Raw genomic sequence first — 16,542 nt, 5'->3', positions numbered from 1 at the left:
GGCGCCGGAAGCTGGCAGATTGTGGCTGTGCTATTCTATTTCGGTCGGGGTGCCCGAGACGAAATGATAGATAACGTAGCCGGGCTTGGTGTTGTCGCCCTTAGCGTCGAACGTGATGTCTCCAAGCACAGTGCTGACTGGCTTAGCTCTCAGAGCCTCTGAGACTTTCGCCGCGTCTTGATCTCCGGCTCGGGCAACACCTTGCGCTAGGGCCTCGATGATAGCGTAGGAGTAGATGGTCCAGCCGCTAGCACTCAGGTTCTTCGCCTTCATCCGGGTGGCGATTTCCTTGCCTGCTGCAGTCTTGGTGGCATCGGGTGGAAAGGTGAAGAAGACGTTCTCGGCGGCGGCGCCGGCGATGGAACCGAGCTCTGACGTGTTCAGTCCGTCACCGCCAACGATCGACAGCTTATAATTTGAATCCAGAGCCTGGCGCGCCATCAGTCCGGCTTCGGTGTGGTAGCCGCCGAAATAGACGGCCTCGACATTGGCTTGCTTGAGCTTCAAGACAACGGCCGAGTAATCCTTTTCACCAGGATTGATACTGTCATCGATCGCGATGTCGGCGTTGGCGGCTTTGAGAGCCGCCCGGGCCCCATCCACCAAGCCGACACCATAGGTCGACTTGTCGCTGAGCAACGCCACGTTTTTTCCTGCGAATTTTTTGAGAATGAAATCGGCGCCAGCAGGCCCCTGCTGATCGTCGCGTCCTCCAAATCGGAAGATATTCTGATAGCCGCGCTCGGTGATCTTCGGGTTGGACGAGACCGTCATCGCCGTAACGCCAGACTCATTGTAGAGATCAGATGCCGGCATTGTAGAGCCCGAGCAGAAGTGCCCGTCGACGAGCTTGATGCCGGCCGCCACGATTGCGTTGGCAACAGAAACCGCCTGCTTGGGATCGCAGGCATCGTCCTGTATCGAGAGGACTATTTTCTCGCCATTGATGCCACCCTTTGCGTTGATGTCTTCGGCGGCCTGCTTGGCTCCGTTGAAGATCTCGGAGCCGGGGGCAGCTAAGGGCCCTGTCACTGGGCCAGCCACGGCAATCACCACATCGGCGCGTGCCACCGATACCAATGGGAGAACCAATGTGAGCGCTAGCGCAGATGACCGCGCCCACGAATAGCTTCTTGCACTTGCGACCATTGTCAGCCCCTCTGTTTGTTTTGGTTAGTTCGACTAACACTGCCCGCTGCATGCTCAGCCGACCAATGACGATTTGGGCTCGTCGCTATGAGGGCGATGCATATCCGACGATCGACGATGCGCCGTTGAAGCGGATCCTCGACATTGCCCTCAGTGCTCGCCACAGGCGCACTGCGTCGGCCGGCCTGACCGTCAGCAAGGCCTCGCACAGGGCAAGGTAGAAGCCCTCGGCCTGCAGCAGCCGGCGCTCGAAGTCCAGCGACGGGCTGTCGACGCCGTCCAGCCACCGTTCCACCGCCGACGGAGTGGCGGTACGCCGCGCTGGCCCGTCCGCTGGACCTCGGTCCTGAATGAGCCTTCGCACGGCCAAGCCAACGGCGGCGAGACTATGCTCAAGGAAGTACCAGATGACGGCGGTCGAGTTTCCAGGACCGGGTTTCACGGCAGAGCAGTGGAACCAGATCAATGCGCTCGCCACCTCCCTGAGGCCGGGGCAGGGGCTGTGGCTGAGCGGCTCCGCCTCGACGACCTCTTCCAACTCCGGATACGGGTTCACGATTTTCGACGTCGATCAAGCTCCGTAACCAGATCGTTAGATAGGCGCCGCACGGACATCTGCCTGGTCAGCAATACCAACTTGGCGGTTTCCTCGAGCTCTTCAGCGGCGAAAACTGCATCGCGAAAACTGCGGCCTGATACGACTGGACCATGATTGGCCAAAAGCACTGCGGCGTGATCGGGAGCGAGGGTCTTCACGAGGATGCCCGTGTCGGTCGATCCAGGGTGGGTGTAGGGGATAAGCGGAACACGTCCGACCCGCATCACGACATAAGGCGTAATGGACGGGATCGTGTCCTCAGGATCGGTATCTTCGAGGCAGGACAACGCGGTAGCGTAGGTGGAGTGCAAATGCACGACACCACCCGCCTGGGGTCGGGCCTCGTAGAAAGCCAAGTGCAGCGGAATTTCCTTCGTCGGAGCATCTCCCGAGACAGCGACGCCGGCGGGATCAAGTTTCGACAGCCTGGCCGGTTCGAGATATCCCAGGCAGGAATTGGTCGGTGTCACGAGGAAGCCATCAGGAAGCCTGGCCGAAAGATTGCCTGAGGATCCGGCGGTGTAGCCGCGCTTGAACATCGAGTCGCCCCAGCGGCAAATCTCATCGCGAAGCTGCTGTTCTTCCAGTGTCATCGATGGCCGCCTTCCAGCATGCTAAGAGCGCGTTCGAAGAAATCGTCAGCGCCGAAATTACCCGACTTCAGCGCCAGCGATAGCCGCGGCGGGCCATCGAGAACCAGCGCGGGAACGCCGGTGTCGATCTCGGGTCCGATGCGCATCGGTCCTTGCCCCAGCGCGGAGGCAACCGCGCCTGACGTTTCGCCGCCGGCCACGATGATGCGGCGAAAGCCGGAGACCATCGCTTGCGTTGCCAACGAGGCGAAGAAATTCTCGAAGCGGCCGGCAAGGTCAGAGGCGCCATATCGTGCCTGGGCCGCCGACACGACCGCCGGATCCGCGGAGGAAAAGACCAGCGGGGCAGCGTCTTTGTGCTTTTCGATGAAGGCGAGTGACCGCTCCACGACGTCATGGCCATCCTTGCTCAATGCCTCTGCGTTCAACTCCAGGGAAGGGTGCTCTTCTCGGTAGATCGCAACCTGGCGCCGTGTCGCGGCCGAGCAACTGCCGGACAGAACCAGTGCCGGTCCGGGCGCTCCTTGGAAGCTCCCGGAGGCGCTGCCGGGACGCATGTCGAAATTTCCCGGCAGCGCCATGGCGATGCCCGAACCGCCAGTGACCAAACGATGGCAGGCTGCGGCTCGACCGAGTGTCAGCAGGTCGTCATCCAGGATGGCATCGGCGACGATCAGTCGCTCGCCCGCCGCTTCGGCGGCCGCGACCGCCTTTCCGAGGGCGTGCGAGCGAATTGTCGGCAGTGAAATGTGGCCAACCTTCAGCTCGGTCTGGCGTGCCAACCAGCGTCTTATGTCGGGATCCGTCATCGGCGTGAGCGGATGGTTTTCCATGCCGGACTCGTTGAGCAGCTTGTCCCACACGAAGAGATGACCCCGGTAGACGGTACGGCCATTTGCTGGAAAGGCGGGGCAGACAAGCGCCAGCGGCGCCTCCAGTTCATCGAGCAGCGCCGCCGCGACGGGGCCGATATTGCCTTGCGGCGTGGAATCGAAGGTCGAGCAGTATTTGAAGACGACCTGCTCGGCGCCGTTGGCCCTCAGCCAGCGGCACGCGGCGATCGATTGCGCGACGGCATCATCCGCGGCGATCGAGCGCGTCTTCAGTGAGATGACGGCCGCATCGATATCCGGTTGTGCCGGATGTCGGGGCGTGCCGATATACTGCAGCGTCCGTGCCCCGGCTTTCGCCAGAGTATTCGCAACATCGCTCGAGCCGGTGAAGTCATCACCGATGACGCCGATCCGCATGGCCGTCAATCGTGCGTGCGCTGCTGCCAGAAGGTGACGGCAAGCTGCTCCAGATGCGTGCGCATGGCTTGCTCGGCGCGGTCAGGATCGCGTGCGGCGATGCCTTCATAGATCGCCTTGTGCGCCTCGAAAGCCGTTTTTTCCTGACCCTTGGCGGCAAGTGTGACGGTGCGCTGTTCCTTCAGCCATTCCGAGATCTGGTCGTGCAGCGCGATGAAGACCGGATTTCGTGCCATCTTCGCCAGCTCGAAATGGAAGGCGATGTCGGTTGAGGTGAAGCGTTCGCGGTTGCCTATTGCCTTGCGGTTGGCTTCGAGCGCGGCGGCCAGTGCCTCAAGGTCCGTGGCTGTCGCGTGGCGGGCCGCCTCGCGCGCCAGCCCGACTTCGAAGAACAGGCGAGCGCCCTGAAAGTAGCGATGGCCCTCCTCGGTCGACAGCATCTGGCGGACCGCCGGCGCCATGCCGGTGAAGATGTGCGAGGCGGTCGGCATCAGCACCTTGGCTCGCGCGCCGTTGGTGAGCTCGACGAGCCCGGCCTTCTGCAGCGCGATCAGGGCCTCGCGGATCGCCGGGCGGCCGACGCCGAAGCGCATCTGCAGGTCGCGCTCGGGCGGCAGCTGGTCTCCGGGCTTCAGTTTGCCGGACAGGATTTGCGCCTCGAGATGCGAGGCCACGTGCTCGAAGAGCTTCTTGCGTTCTATGACGAGAGGGTCGACCATACACCTTTCATACCATCATACTTGACAACCATGCAACTGCTTGCAAGGATGACCGCAACATAAACCAAAACAAGGCTGGATCGGCGAACGGTTTCGTTCGCCGAAAGCGCGTTTCCGCAAGTGGTCGGAAGCGACGCTACGGCTTTGCCGAAAAACACCCCTAGCGGGTCAGGGAGCGAGGAAACATGCGGATCGCCATTTTGGGCGGCGGCGGCGCGATGGGCGGCATTTTTGGCGGATACCTCGCCCGCGCCGGCAATGACGTCACGTTGATCGATGTGTCGAAGCCTGCCGTGGCGGCAATCAACGACAATGGCCTGACGATCGAGGAGAAGGACGGCAGCCAGCCGGTCATCCGCGTTCCCGCAAGCATGGAGCCGTCCAAGGTCGGGCCCGTCGATCTCATCATCAACTTCGTCAAATGCTACCACACCGATGCCGCGGTCCGCGCAGCGGCGCCGATGATCTCGGGCGATACAGCGGTGCTCAGCCTGCAGAACGGTTGGGGCAACGCCCCTCGCATCGCCGGCATCGTCGGCGAAGACAAGGTCCTGGTCGGCCTGACCTATCATGGCGGCACGCTGCTTGGCCCCGGCAGGGTCAAGCATCCCGGTGTGGGGATGACCTATATCGGCGAGCTGAGCGGCAAGACGACGCCGCGCCTGGACAAGGTGATCGAGACCTTCTGCGCCGCGCAGATCGAAACCACGAAATCCGAACGCATCCTCGACGAGGTGTGGAAGAAGCTTGCCCTGAATGCCTGCACGCTCCCGGTCGCCGGCCTGCTGCATTTCATGTCGCACGAGCTCGTTGCTTTCGACGGCACCAAGTCGCTGATGGCCGCGATCCTCAGGGAGGTCGTGGCCGTTGCCAATGCGCAGGGCATCTCGCTCGACTATGACGAACGTTGGGCGGCCATCACCGGATTGCTAGAGAAGGCGGTCGGCGGCAAGGCGTCGATGCTGCAGGACGTCGAGGCCGGGCGCCAGACGGAGATCGAGGTGATCAACGGCGCCATCGTCGATGCCGGCAAGCGCGCCGGCGTGCCAACGCCGGTCAACGACACCATGGTCTGGATGATCCAGGCCAAGCAAGCCCACTATCTTCAGACAAAGGCATAACGATGCCGGCCTTGTCCTTCAGCGTTTGAGGCTTGAGATGGTGGCGCGCCTCGAGGTCTCGCAGCTTTCGAAATCGTTCCCGGGCGTGAGGGCGCTCGACGATGTCTCGATGGCGGTTGAGCCGGGCGAAATCCGCGCCTTGCTCGGCGAGAATGGCGCGGGCAAATCGACGCTCGGAAAGATCGTCGCGGGCGTCTACAGCCGTACCGGCGGCGAAGTGCGCCTCGATGGCGTCGCGCTCGGTGAGCTCGACGAGAAGGCCGCCGGCGAACTCGGCATCGGCATCGTCCATCAGGAGGGTTCGCTGGTGCCGCAGCTCTCCGTCGCCGAGAACATCTTTGCCGGCCGGCAGCCGACGAAATGGTTCGGCCAGGTCGATGTCCGGCTGATGCGCGAAAAAGCGCATGCTCTCATCGCCCAACTCGGCGTTGCCATCGATCCGGCCATGAAGGTGGCATTCCTGTCGCCGGCCCAGGCGCAGATCGTCGAGATCGCCAAGGCGCTGTCGCGCGAGCTGAGGCTTTTGATCCTCGACGAACCGACTGCGGCCCTGACGCTGACCGAAACCGAAAAGCTGTTCGAGATCGTGCGCCGGCTGGCCAGGGACGGCGTTTCGGTCATCTATGTCTCCCACCGTCTCGCCGAGATATTTGCGCTCTGCAATTCGGTCACTGTGCTGAAGGATGGCCGGCTGGCTGGGACCCGAAAGGTCGCCGAGACCACGACGGACGAATTGATCCGGCTCATGGTCGGGCGCGACGTCCATCTCGCGCGCTCGGCTTCGTCGCGAAAAACAGGGCCAATCGTTCTTGAAGCCAGCGAGGTCTCCGCGCCGCCGCTTGTGCAATCGGCCTCGGTCACCGTGCGCGCAGGCGAGGTCGTCTGCTTGGCTGGATTGATCGGCTCAGGGCGGAGCGAATTCTGTGAAGCCATCTTCGGCGCCAGAGCCCGCAGGGCCGGCGAAATCCGCATCGCAGGCGCACCGATCAACCCGCAGGGGCCGTGGGACGCCAAGCACGCCGGCATCGGCATGGTGCCGGAGGATCGCAAGACCTCGGGTCTGTTCCTGGGAATGAATCTCGTCAACAACATCGCCGCAACGGTCCTGTCGAAGGTCTCATCCGGTGCCAATTTCTCCAACAGGAAGGCCGAGGCGCTGGCCGGCAACTTCGTCAGCGAGTTGCGCATCTCGACGCCGAGCGTTCACAAGATCGTCGGCGAGCTCTCCGGTGGCAACCAGCAGAAGGTGCTGCTGGCGAAGTGGCTCGCCATGGAGCCTCGACTGCTTATCGTCGATGAGCCGACGCGCGGGGTCGACGTTGGCGCTCGCTCCGAGATCTATCGCCTTTTGCGGGGCCTCGCCGAGAAAGGCGTGGCGCTTTTGGTTGTCTCTTCCGATTTGCCTGAGGTGCTCGCGCTCGCGGACCGCATCGTGGTGATGGCCGAAGGCCGCACCGTCGGAGAACTCGCTGGCGAAGGCGCGACCGAAGAGCAGGTCCTGCGGCTGGCGACCCGGTTCACATCGTCCGTGGCGGACGTTCGTAAGGAAGCGGTTGGAGCATGAGCGTGGCACAAATTTCCCGCAACGAAGCGCAGGCGCCGGTCGAGCAGCGCGAAGCCTTGCCGCTGCGCATCGTGCGCCGTCTGGCCAATTCGCGCGAGCTGACTTTGTTCGTGCTTGTGGTGGCGCTCGCGCTGGCGATGACGATCGTCTATCCGCATAATTTCCCGACCGGACCGAACATGCGGGCCGTGCTGCTCAACCTCGCCCCGGTCGGCATCCTTGTCTGCGGCATGATGCTCCTGATGATCGCCGGCACGTTCGACCTGTCCGTCGGCTCGACGCTCGCGCTATCCGGCGTTTGGGCAGGCGTTGTCTCGGGCTGGTGGGGCTGGCCCGCGGAGGCGGCTCTCCTCATCGGCGTCGTGGTCGGCGCGGTGGCGGGGCTGATCAATGGCCTGATCGTGACCCGCATCGGCATCAATGCTCTGATCGCGACGCTCGGCACGCTCACCATCTACCGCAGCCTGACCTATGTGACGGCCGGAACGGGCGTCACGCCGATCTCGGACAGCTTCGCTGAGTATGGCCGTGCCGCCGACCCGGTCCTGCGCATTCAGTCGCCGTTCTGGGCGATGCTGGTGCTGGTGCTGATTGGCGGCTGGCTGATCGCGCGCACGCGCTTCTTCCGCCAGTTCTATTTCGTTGGCGGCAATCCGCGCGCCGCGCAGTTGTCGGGCATCCGCGTCGATAGGCTGATCCTCATCGGCTTCGTCATCATGGGCGCGTTGGCGGGCATTGCCGGCGTGCTTGGAGCGGCACGCCTGAACAGCGCGGTCGTCAACGCCGGCGTCGGCATCGAGCTCAAGGTTATCACCGCGACGGTGCTCGGCGGCGCCAGCCTGAAAGGCGGCGAGGGCACGGTACTGGGCGGGATTCTCGGCGTGCTTTTCATCGCGCTGATCGAGAACGCCATGATCATCAACGCGGTTGGTGTGTTCTGGCAGGGACTGGTCGTCGGCCTCGTCCTCTTGTTCGCCGTCTCGCTCGACCGCTTCAAGACCGCGGGCCGTGCCTGATCGGGCGGCCAAACGGGAGGAAATCCGGCCAGAGCCGGGGGAACTGCAAAAACTGGGAACAGAACCCAATCAGGAGGAAACAGGAATGGGCTCTATGCTGAAATCGACATTGATCGCCTTGGGCATGACGGCGCTTGCATCGGCCGTGACGGCGCCAGCGCGCGCGCAGGAATCTTCGTTTGGCCCCGCCGACGCCAAGGAGACCTACTACTGGATTTCCAACAAGGCCAACCTTCCGCTCTTCGTGCAGTACGACTATGTCGGCATGAAGAAGATCGCGGAGGAACTCGGCGTGAAGGCGACCGGAGGCCGGCAGGTCGCCGTCGTCGGTGGCTGGGATCCCTCGCTCACGGAATCGGTCAAGAAATGCATAGAGCAGGGCGTGCCGACCGTGGTCGACGACGGCGACCTGCCGGCCTCCGGTCGCCTCGCCTATATCGGCACGAACTGGACGCAGGTCGGTGTCGCTCAGGCCAAGAAAATGATGGAGAAGGTGCCTAACGGCGGCAAGCTGGCCATGATGTCGATCATCAACGCCGGCAACATGCGTGAGGCGGTGGCCGGGTTCAAGGCCTATATCGAAGCCAATGGCGGCGGCAAATACAACATCGTCTCCAACGAGGACGATGGCGGCGATGCGCAGAAAGCGGCGCAGGTGACGGCCGCGATCCTGGCGGCCAACCCCGACATCGCGGGCATAGCCGGTTTCGACTCCGAGTCCGGCGCGGGCATCGTGACTGCGCTCAGGGAAGCAGGCAAGAATCCGGGCGACATCAAGGTGACCGCGATGGAGCAGACGCCCGACTTCTTCAAGACCGCCAAGGAGGGCTGGGTCGATGGCATCGTGGTGCAGAACCGCGAGCTGTTCATCTATTATGCTGTCAAGATCCTGCACGACTACAATCACAATGGTCTGAAGTCCGCCGGCCTCGCCGCCGCCGATGGCGGCCGCCCTGTTCCCGATACGCTGGACACCGGCGTGCTGCTCGTCACCAAGGACAATGTCGACAAGGTGACGGCCGCGCTCGGCGTCAAGTAGCACATCCTACGAGGGCGCCCGTCGCCCTTGCCTCCGACGGTTCTCCTTGCCGTCGGAGGCGCCTTCGAAACGAACCCAACTCGATCAAGTCGCGCCCATGGCCGCAACAATGACAGCAGGCGAACCGAATGCCCCCGACGACGTGGACATCCATGATCCTGCGTTCGTCGCCGATCCATTCTCGGCCTTCGACAGGCTGCGGCGGGAATGTCCGGTGGCACGCTCGAACAAACACGGGGGTTTTTGGTTGCTGAGCCGCTATGACGACGTGCGGTGCGCGGCAATCAATTGGCGCGACTTTACGTCCGGCGTTCCCGGCGTGACGGCCATTCCCGTGATCACGCCGCGGACCGAACCCCAATTGCCGATCGAAGTCGATCCGCCACGGCACTCCCGCTATCGCGGGCTCGTCAACCCGGTCTTTGCCCCGCAGCGGGTTGCCGCTATCACGCCGCGCATCAGGATGCTGGCCCGGTCTCTCTTCGAGAAAATGGCCGCGAAGGGGCAGGCCGAGATCGTTGCCGATTTCTGCGTGCCGGTTGCCGTCGCCTCGCTCGCGGCTTTCACCGACGTGCCGCTGGAAGATTCAGACAGGTGGATCGGCTGGATCACCAGCATGTTCAACATGAGCGATCCGACAGCCGGCGCGGCTTCGAGCCGTGAACTCAACGCCTATATCGAGAAGCTGATCACGGCCCGGCGCGCTGAGCCGACCGGTGATTTCATCAGCATGCTGATCGCGGCCGAGATCGACGGCGAACGGCTGGACGACAATCAGATCCGCTCGTTCATGACCGTCGTGTTCGGCGCGGGTTTCGAGACCACGGCGGATGGCCTCTCGGTCATGCTGCACTGGCTGGCCCAGCATCCGGAAGCTCTGGGACGGCTGGCCCGGGAGCAGGCGCTCGTTCCCACCGCGGTGGAGGAGTTCTTGCGCTATTCTTCGCCGATCGAAATCTTCGGCCGCAATGCCTCGCACGACCTTTGCCTTCACGGCCGCGACATTCGGCGAGGCGATATCGTGGCGCTCGGGTTTGGTTCGGCCAACCGGGATCCTTCGGTATTCGATGCGCCGGAGGAGCTGCGCCTCGACCGCAGCCCCAACAAGCATCTCACCTTCGGGGCCGGCCCGCATCTATGTGCCGGCGCGGGCGTGGCGCGCATGGAAATGGCGGTGACGCTGGAGATGCTGATCGAAACCGGCGCGAGACTGGCGCTCGATCCGGTGCGGCAGCTTCGCTGGAAGACACGCGGTGACCGGCGTGGGCTCGCTTGCCTGCCGCTCACAATCAACACGGGAAAGACACACTGAAGATGGCGCTTCAATCCAAGACCCGCATCCGCTTCCACGGCGTGGCCGCCTACGAGATCATGACGAGCAACGGCATGCGCATCCTATGCGACCCGTTTCTCGACCAAAATCCGGGAGCTACGACCAAATCCGCCGAATTCGACCATGTCGATCTGGTGATCGTCAGTCACGCGGCTTTCGATCATCTGGGCGATACCGACAAGATCGCCGCCAAATATGGCTGCCCGGTCGTCTGCGGCGGCGAGGTGAAGGCCTGGCTGATGGACCGTGGCATTCCGGCCAACCAGATCCGCGCCACCACCTGGGGCATTCGGGTCAAAGTGGCCGGCATCGAAATCCAGCCGCTCGAATGCCATCACTGGTCCCAGATCAGGCTGAGGGACAATTCCTTCATCTCCGGCGTGCCGATGGCTTTCATCGTCTATGCCGACGGGCTGCGCTTCTACCACTATGGCGACACTGCCATTTTCTCCGACTTGAAGCTGCAGGCCGAACTCTACAAGCCCAATGTCGGTTGCATCGGCATCGCCAATCCGCAGGAGATCCTGCACCTCAATCCGATGCCGGGCGAAATGCTGACCGGCGAGATGAGCCCTTATGAAGGCGTGCTAGCGACACAGTGGCTCGGCCTCGAGACCGTGCTTCCCTGCCACTACGTCACGCTCGATGGCGACAAGGACGTCGCCGAATACATGGAGCATCATGGCGCGGCGAGGGCCCGCGGCGAGCCTATCGCCGATCCCTATCTGCTGCGGGCGGGCGACTGGATTGAGTTCGATGCCGACGGCAGGGTCGTTCGCCCTGCAAAGGCGGCATAATGCAAGCCGCCATTTTCGACGAGCCGCTCTCGATCCGCATCACCGATGCGCCTAAACCGGTCCCCGGACCGGGCGAGGTGCTGGTGCGCGTCAGGGCGGCGGGTCTTTGCGCCGGCGATCTCTACATCTACACCGGCAAGAACCCCTATGTGATTTACCCGCGCATCGGCTGTCATGAGATCGCCGGCACGGTCGAAGCCTACGGATCAGGGTCGTCCGGTCCGGAGGTCGGGACGCGTGTCGTCGTCGATCCGTTCATCGGCTGCGGCCATTGCTATCCTTGCCGGATCGGCAAGCGCAATTGTTGCGCCAACCTCACCATCATCGGTGTGCATCGCGAGGGCGGCTTCGCCGATTTCGTGACCGCGCCCGCGACCAATCTGAATCTCGTGCCGGATGGGTTGACGGATTTCGAGGCAGCGTTCGCCGAGCCCGTTGCTATCGGCGTCCAGGGCTGTCGGCGCGGCATGGTCACCGCCGACGACACGGTCCTCGTCCTCGGCGCGGGTCCGATCGGTCTGGCGATCGTCGAGGTGGCGCGGGCGCACGGCGCGAAAGTCTACACAACCGATCTCTCGGCGGAGCGGCTGTCCACGGCTGCTGATCTTGGCGCCGTTCCGATCGCCGGCGGCGCTGGCCTGCTCGAGCGCGTGCTCGAGATCACGAACGGCGAGGGCATGCCGGTCGTCATGGAGGCAACGGGCGCGGCGCCTGCGATGGAGCAGACCACCGATCTCGTCGCCCCCGGCGGCCGTATCGTCATCCTCGGCCTCGTCAAGAAAGGGCAGGGCGTTACGTTTCCCGGTCTGGATTTTACCCGCAAGGAAGTCACGATCCTCGGCTCGCGCGCGTCCGTCGATTGCTTTCCCGAGGCGCTCGATCTGCTTGCCTCGGGCAAGATCCACTATCCCAAGATCGCCAGCAGCTTTTCGCTGTCCGAGGCGCCTACTGTTTTCAAGACACTCGCTGACAATCCGATGGCCTTGCACAAGGCTGTCTTCGTTTCGGAGGCCGCATGAAATTCGTAACTTTCTCCCACAAGAAGGCGGGGCATCACCACCACGCCGGCGTTCTCGACGGCGAGCAGGTGGCCTGCCTGACCGAGGCCGGGCTGGCGGCATCGGTGCTTGAGATCGTGCAGGGCGCCAAGTCGGCGCTCGACAAAATTCGCGGCGGGCTTACCCAGGCGCCGCGCTATGCGCTTGCCGACGTCACGCTCGAAGCTCCCATTCGCCCCGGCAAGGTCCTGTGCTCCGGCATCAACTACAAAGGTCATGCCGAGGAGAACCCCAACGCCAAGATGCCGACGGAGCCGTTCTTCTTCGCCAAGTTGCCGTCGTCGGTGGTCGGGCCGGACGTGCCGGTCGAGAAGCCAGTTCGAAGCGAGCAGATGGACTATGAGGTCGAATTCACCGCCGTAATCGGCAAGCCGTTGCATAAGGCTTCCGAATTCGACGTGATGGCGGCGATCTTCGGCTATACGCTGCTCAACGACATCTCGGCCCGCGACGTCCAGTTCAAGGACAGCCAGATCACCATCGGTAAGAATTTCGCGGGCTTTGCCCCGATCGGCCCCTGCATCGTCACCGCCGACGAACTGACCAGGCCGGACGACGTGGCGCTCAAGACCAGGCTGAACGGCAAGCTGCTGCAAAACGGCAGCACGTCGGATTGGCTGTTCTCGCTGCCGCGGCTGATATCTTTCCTTTCGCATTACGTGCCGCTGGAACCAGGCGACCTCGTCTCGACTGGAACCCCAGCCGGCGTAGGCGCCTTCCAGAAGCCGCAGATATTCATGAAAGCCGGCGACGTCGTGGAGATCGAGGCGGCCGGGATCGGTGTGCTCAGAACCCCCATCGTGGCCGGATAGGCGCATGGATCGTTCCCTGCGCATCGGTGTGATCGGTTGCGGTTTCTTCGCGCAGAACCATCTGCATTCCTGGAGCGAACTCGCCGAAAAAGGCGCCCAGCTTGCCGCGGTCTGCGACGTGGATGCCGCCAAGGCGCGCGTGGCCGGCAAGATATTCGGCGTCCCGTACTATTCGGACGCCGAAAAGATGATCGAAGCCGAACGCCTCGACGTAGCTGACATCGTGACGCGCCATGACACGCACAGGCCGTTGGCGGAAATGACGCTCGCGCGCGGCCTGGCCACAATCGTGCAGAAACCGTTCGCATCCACATGGCAAGACTGCGTCGCGATCATCGAAGCTGCGCACAAGGCAAATGCGTGGCTTGCCGTGCACGAGAACTTTCGCTTCCAGGCGCCGATGCGAGCCGTCCGCCGAGTGATCGACAGCGGCGCGATCGGAACCCCGAGCTGGGCAAGGATCCGCTTCAGGACCGGCTTCGACGTCTACAAGACCCAGCCCTACTTCTACGACGAGGAGCGGCTGGCTATTGCCGATGTCGGCATCCACATGCTGGACCTCGCACGCTTCTTCCTCGGTGAGGTCGAGCACATTTCCTGCGAAACCCAGAAGCGCAACCCGCGTGTCCGCGCCGAGGACACGGCGACCATGTTGTTGCGGCATGCGAGCGGGGCCGTGTCCGTCGTGGAATGCACCTATGAGTCGCGCCGATTGCCCGATCATTTTCCGGAAACGCTGCTCGTCATCGAAGGTCCGAAGGGAGCCATTTCGCTCGAAGCCGATTGCAGCATGACGGTGACGAGCGACGGCGCGACGTGGACCGAAAACGCGGGCTTGCCACTCCTGTCCTGGACCGCCTATCCCTGGCATGTCGCCCAGCAGGGCGTAATCGGTGCATGCGGCCATTTCCTGGACTGTCTGCAGCGAGATGTTTCGGCCGAAACCAGCGGCGAGGACAATCTCAAGACTTACGCGCTGGTCGACGCCGCCTATCGCGCCGCAGGCGAACGGCGCGCGGTCCAACCTATGCGATGGAACCATGTTGGAGAGCTTGGATGAGCATGCTTTCCGAAGCGGCCTTTGCGCTGACCGTCGTCTTCGAGCTCGTCGAGGGGACCTTTCCCGAATTCTACCGGCTCGTTTCGGAGAACGCGGCTTCATCCGTCGAGTTTGAGCCGGGATGTCTGCGTTTCGACGTGCTGACTCCGCTCGGAGCCCACAAACCGTCGCAGATCTTCCTCTATGAGATCTATCGTGACCGTGCCGCCTTCGACCTTCATCTCGCCTCCGAGCATTACCGCAGCTTCGATGCCAGCACACGCGACATGGTAAGCAGCAAGACCGTCGTGACGTATAAGGTGGATGAGAATTTCAAACAGGCGACGCTGTGACAGCCGATCCGGATCCTCTGGCGCTTTACGGTACAGACGAGCCTCTGCCGGAACGACAGCTTCTGACTGCCGGGCCGCTGACTGCTATCCTCGAGGACGGCAATCTCAGAACGATTTCCTTTGCCGGCGTTGAGGTGGTTCGGGCGATCAACTACCTCGCGCGCGATGCGTCCTGGGGAACTTACAAGCCCGAGCTTTTAGATATTCGCATTTCCGAGGAGAGCCTGTCCTTCGATCTCCGTTACGACGGACTGTGCGCCGGCCCGCAGGGACGATTCGGCTATCGGATGAGAATACGTGGCGATGCTTCGGGCGAGCTGACCCTGGAAGCGGACGGGGTGGCGCTCACCGATTTTCCGACCAACCGCACCGGCTTCGTGGTGCTTCATCCTTCCGACGTGGCGGGCAAGAGGCTGATCATCCGGCACAGCGACGGAGGCATCGAGGAGACCACCTTTCCGAAACTGGTCAGCCCGGACCAGCCTGCCTTCGACATCGCCGCGCTGACGCATGAGCCGGTACCCGGCATGGTCTGCACCGTCGCCATGGAAGGCGATGCCTTCGAGATGGAGGACCAGCGTAACTGGACGGACGCTTCGTTCAAGACCTACATCCGGCCGCTCTCCAAGCCCCGGCCTTACATTATCGACAAGGGTTCGAAGGACATTCAGCGCATCACGGTATCCGTACGGACCGAAATGTCGGCACCTGAACGCGCGGTGGGTAACACCGCGACCCTGACCGTTGGCAAACCTGCCGGGCACATGCCTTCGATAGCCGTGTTCCTCGACCCTGACGAGTTGCCCGCGGCTTCAGCCGGCGCGCCTTTGCTTGGTCGAATACCGGAGATCATACTGCGGTTCGACAGCGCGCGTGGACATGACAGAAGGGTGCTGGAACAGGCGGCCGATCTCGCACGCACGCTCGGCGCCCGGCTGGCGATCGAAGCGATTGCCGATACAGTGGATCCTCGAGCCGAGGCTGCGAGCGTTGCCGACGCGATCCGCTTGGCAGGCGTCAAACTCAGCGCGCTTTTGGTTTCGCCCCGGCGCGAATTCAAGACACGGCCCTCGAACAATTTGCCTGCAGGCGAGCGGCCCGCCGGCGAGCTGGTGGATGCTTTCAAGGCAACTGGCATCGATTGCCCGATAGGCGCGGGAACGCCCTCCCTATTCACCGAATTCAACCGCAATCCGCCGAAAGGCAGCGCGGATTTCGTCTTTTTCGGCAACAGTGCCATCGTGCATGCCGCCGACGAGCAGTCGGTCATGGAGACCTTAAATGTCTATCCAACCGTCATGGAGACGGCGCGGCACCTCTGCGCCGGAAAAGCGATCTGGCTTGGGCCTTGCACGATTGGCATGCGGCACAATCCCTATGGCGAGAAGGTTGCAGCCAATCCTACGCTCAGCCGCGTGCCTGCTGCTGGCGCCGATCCGCGCCAGGAAGCGTTGTTTGGTGCGGCTTTTGCCGTTGGCGTTGCAGCCCAGGCCGCCCGAGCTGCAATCGATCGATTGATACTGGCCGCACCCACTGGATCGTTCGGGCTCTTGAATGAGGCTGGCTCCCGACGGCCATTGCAGGCCGTCCACGCCGAACTCGCTGCGGCGAGTGGTGCCGAGCGCTATGAGACCTCGGTCGATCACCCGGGCCTTGCGGCTATCGGTTTTCGTGTTGGCAAGAATATCCGCGTCTTGGTGGCAAATCTCACCGCGCTGCCGATCGAAATAGCACCACCCCCGGATGCGAAAAAACTGCTCGGCGTGGCCGGCGGGAATGCGAGGCTTGCGAACTCCTGCCTGACGGGCCACTCATTGGGGCCTTATTGCTCCGCTGTTCTTGAGATTGGCCGGACGGCGTAGAGGAAGTCGGACCAAACCGCCGCTTTGGGTCTGGTCAGGACAATGTCCGCTACGAGTTGAATGTCTGCTTTTCTGTATCTGACATCACCAGCTGTCAGTCCGCTATCGGCCCCAAAGCAGTCTTTTGATAGAGTGACGCTGGATAATACGCCTTTAAAGGCAAGCATCGATTTTTGCTTAGGCACGTTTCCATTGCGAGATCCGTTGTTGAAGGGGACAACGCAAGCTAGCTTAAATTC

Annotated in this window: 17 protein-coding genes; 11 read left to right on the top strand and 6 right to left on the bottom strand. The window is 62.7% G+C overall.

Translation table 11 applies throughout. The features are described from left to right. Positions 1–30: 30 nt before the first annotated feature. From FJ471_RS17900 to nanR, 5 genes are all read right to left on the bottom strand, one after another. Entirely contained in the window at positions 31–1,149 is a 1,119-nt protein-coding gene (locus tag FJ471_RS17900) for a branched-chain amino acid ABC transporter substrate-binding protein (protein WP_140805310.1), read from the bottom strand. 85 nt (positions 1,150–1,234) lie between these two features. After that, positions 1,235–1,705, bottom strand: coding sequence for a hypothetical protein (locus FJ471_RS17895; RefSeq protein WP_140805308.1), 471 nt, complete (start codon positions 1,703–1,705; stop codon positions 1,235–1,237). After that, complete coding sequence (gene otnC, locus FJ471_RS17890; RefSeq protein WP_140805306.1) at positions 1,702–2,340, bottom strand: 3-oxo-tetronate 4-phosphate decarboxylase; 639 nt, start codon at positions 2,338–2,340, stop codon at positions 1,702–1,704. The genes FJ471_RS17895 and otnC overlap by 4 nt, the downstream gene beginning before the upstream one ends. Beyond that, positions 2,337–3,590 carry a 3-oxo-tetronate kinase gene (otnK, locus tag FJ471_RS17885; RefSeq protein ID WP_140805304.1) on the bottom strand — a complete coding sequence of 418 codons (1,254 nt, stop codon included), beginning with the start codon at positions 3,588–3,590 and terminating at the stop codon, positions 2,337–2,339. The genes otnC and otnK overlap by 4 nt, the downstream gene beginning before the upstream one ends. Positions 3,591–3,595: 5 nt before the next feature. Continuing rightward, entirely contained in the window at positions 3,596–4,309 is a 714-nt protein-coding gene (nanR, locus tag FJ471_RS17880) for a transcriptional regulator NanR (RefSeq protein ID WP_140805302.1), read from the bottom strand. Positions 4,310–4,494: 185 nt separating this feature from the next. On the opposite strand from nanR, the gene FJ471_RS17875 reads away from it, so the two are divergent. From FJ471_RS17875 to FJ471_RS17825, 11 genes are all read left to right on the top strand, one after another. Continuing rightward, complete coding sequence (locus FJ471_RS17875; protein ID WP_140805300.1) at positions 4,495–5,430, top strand: 2-dehydropantoate 2-reductase; 936 nt, start codon at positions 4,495–4,497, stop codon at positions 5,428–5,430. A 37-nt stretch (positions 5,431–5,467) separates the two neighbouring features. Further along, positions 5,468–6,994, top strand: coding sequence for a sugar ABC transporter ATP-binding protein (locus tag FJ471_RS17870; RefSeq protein WP_140805298.1), 1,527 nt, complete (start codon positions 5,468–5,470; stop codon positions 6,992–6,994). Further along, the gene (locus tag FJ471_RS17865; protein WP_140805296.1) at positions 6,991–8,010 is read left to right on the top strand and encodes an ABC transporter permease; all 1,020 of its coding nucleotides are present in this window, start codon (positions 6,991–6,993) and stop codon (positions 8,008–8,010) included. The genes FJ471_RS17870 and FJ471_RS17865 overlap by 4 nt, the downstream gene beginning before the upstream one ends. Positions 8,011–8,095: 85 nt before the next feature. Further along, on the top strand, positions 8,096–9,049 hold the full coding sequence (locus FJ471_RS17860) for a substrate-binding domain-containing protein (protein ID WP_140805294.1): 954 nt from the start codon (positions 8,096–8,098) through the stop codon (positions 9,047–9,049). A gap of 109 nt (positions 9,050–9,158) precedes the next feature. Beyond that, a complete protein-coding gene (locus FJ471_RS17855) occupies positions 9,159–10,361 on the top strand; it encodes a cytochrome P450 (protein WP_181179521.1) in 1,203 nt (400 codons plus the stop codon). A gap of 2 nt (positions 10,362–10,363) precedes the next feature. Further along, entirely contained in the window at positions 10,364–11,179 is an 816-nt protein-coding gene (locus tag FJ471_RS17850; protein ID WP_140805290.1) for an MBL fold metallo-hydrolase, read from the top strand. Then, complete coding sequence (locus FJ471_RS17845; RefSeq protein ID WP_140805288.1) at positions 11,179–12,198, top strand: zinc-binding alcohol dehydrogenase family protein; 1,020 nt, start codon at positions 11,179–11,181, stop codon at positions 12,196–12,198. The genes FJ471_RS17850 and FJ471_RS17845 overlap by 1 nt, the downstream gene beginning before the upstream one ends. After that, positions 12,195–13,049: a fumarylacetoacetate hydrolase family protein gene (locus FJ471_RS17840; RefSeq protein ID WP_140805286.1), complete on the top strand. Its 855-nt coding sequence runs from the start codon at positions 12,195–12,197 to the stop codon at positions 13,047–13,049. The genes FJ471_RS17845 and FJ471_RS17840 overlap by 4 nt, the downstream gene beginning before the upstream one ends. Before the next feature lie 4 nt (positions 13,050–13,053). Continuing rightward, positions 13,054–14,109: a Gfo/Idh/MocA family oxidoreductase gene (locus FJ471_RS17835; protein WP_140805284.1), complete on the top strand. Its 1,056-nt coding sequence runs from the start codon at positions 13,054–13,056 to the stop codon at positions 14,107–14,109. Further along, on the top strand, positions 14,106–14,441 hold the full coding sequence (locus FJ471_RS17830) for an antibiotic biosynthesis monooxygenase (protein ID WP_224668556.1): 336 nt from the start codon (positions 14,106–14,108) through the stop codon (positions 14,439–14,441). Before FJ471_RS17835 ends, FJ471_RS17830 begins: the two co-directional genes overlap by 4 nt. Next, positions 14,438–16,303 carry a hypothetical protein gene (locus FJ471_RS17825; RefSeq protein ID WP_140805280.1) on the top strand — a complete coding sequence of 622 codons (1,866 nt, stop codon included), beginning with the start codon at positions 14,438–14,440 and terminating at the stop codon, positions 16,301–16,303. The genes FJ471_RS17830 and FJ471_RS17825 overlap by 4 nt, the downstream gene beginning before the upstream one ends. Here FJ471_RS17825 and FJ471_RS35085 read toward each other — a convergent pair. Next, positions 16,264–16,542, bottom strand: a 279-nt coding sequence (locus tag FJ471_RS35085; RefSeq protein ID WP_210242037.1) for a hypothetical protein, incomplete at its 5' end; no start/stop codon positions are given. The genes FJ471_RS17825 and FJ471_RS35085 overlap by 40 nt on opposite strands.

Source organism: Mesorhizobium sp. B2-7-1 (genome assembly GCF_006440735.1).
Taxonomy (GTDB): domain Bacteria; phylum Pseudomonadota; class Alphaproteobacteria; order Rhizobiales; family Rhizobiaceae; genus Mesorhizobium.
The sequence above is the reverse complement of the archived record's forward strand: the minus strand, read 5'-3'. Positions and strand labels throughout refer to the sequence as shown.

Coding starts and splice junctions, on each gene's coding strand:
- FJ471_RS17875 (WP_140805300.1), top strand. CDS start 4,495: ATGCGGATCGCCATTTTGGGCGGCGGCGGCGCGATGGGCGGCATTTTT.
- FJ471_RS17830 (WP_224668556.1), top strand. CDS start 14,106: ATGAGCATGCTTTCCGAAGCGGCCTTTGCGCTGACCGTCGTCTTCGAG.
- FJ471_RS17850 (WP_140805290.1), top strand. CDS start 10,364: ATGGCGCTTCAATCCAAGACCCGCATCCGCTTCCACGGCGTGGCCGCC.
- FJ471_RS17855 (WP_181179521.1), top strand. CDS start 9,159: ATGACAGCAGGCGAACCGAATGCCCCCGACGACGTGGACATCCATGAT.
- otnK (WP_140805304.1), bottom strand. CDS start 3,590: ATGCGGATCGGCGTCATCGGTGATGACTTCACCGGCTCGAGCGATGTT.
- FJ471_RS17870 (WP_140805298.1), top strand. CDS start 5,468: ATGGTGGCGCGCCTCGAGGTCTCGCAGCTTTCGAAATCGTTCCCGGGC.
- nanR (WP_140805302.1), bottom strand. CDS start 4,309: ATGGTCGACCCTCTCGTCATAGAACGCAAGAAGCTCTTCGAGCACGTG.
- FJ471_RS17865 (WP_140805296.1), top strand. CDS start 6,991: ATGAGCGTGGCACAAATTTCCCGCAACGAAGCGCAGGCGCCGGTCGAG.
- FJ471_RS17845 (WP_140805288.1), top strand. CDS start 11,179: ATGCAAGCCGCCATTTTCGACGAGCCGCTCTCGATCCGCATCACCGAT.
- FJ471_RS17835 (WP_140805284.1), top strand. CDS start 13,054: ATGGATCGTTCCCTGCGCATCGGTGTGATCGGTTGCGGTTTCTTCGCG.
- otnC (WP_140805306.1), bottom strand. CDS start 2,340: ATGACACTGGAAGAACAGCAGCTTCGCGATGAGATTTGCCGCTGGGGC.
- FJ471_RS17860 (WP_140805294.1), top strand. CDS start 8,096: ATGGGCTCTATGCTGAAATCGACATTGATCGCCTTGGGCATGACGGCG.
- FJ471_RS17900 (WP_140805310.1), bottom strand. CDS start 1,149: ATGGTCGCAAGTGCAAGAAGCTATTCGTGGGCGCGGTCATCTGCGCTA.
- FJ471_RS17840 (WP_140805286.1), top strand. CDS start 12,195: ATGAAATTCGTAACTTTCTCCCACAAGAAGGCGGGGCATCACCACCAC.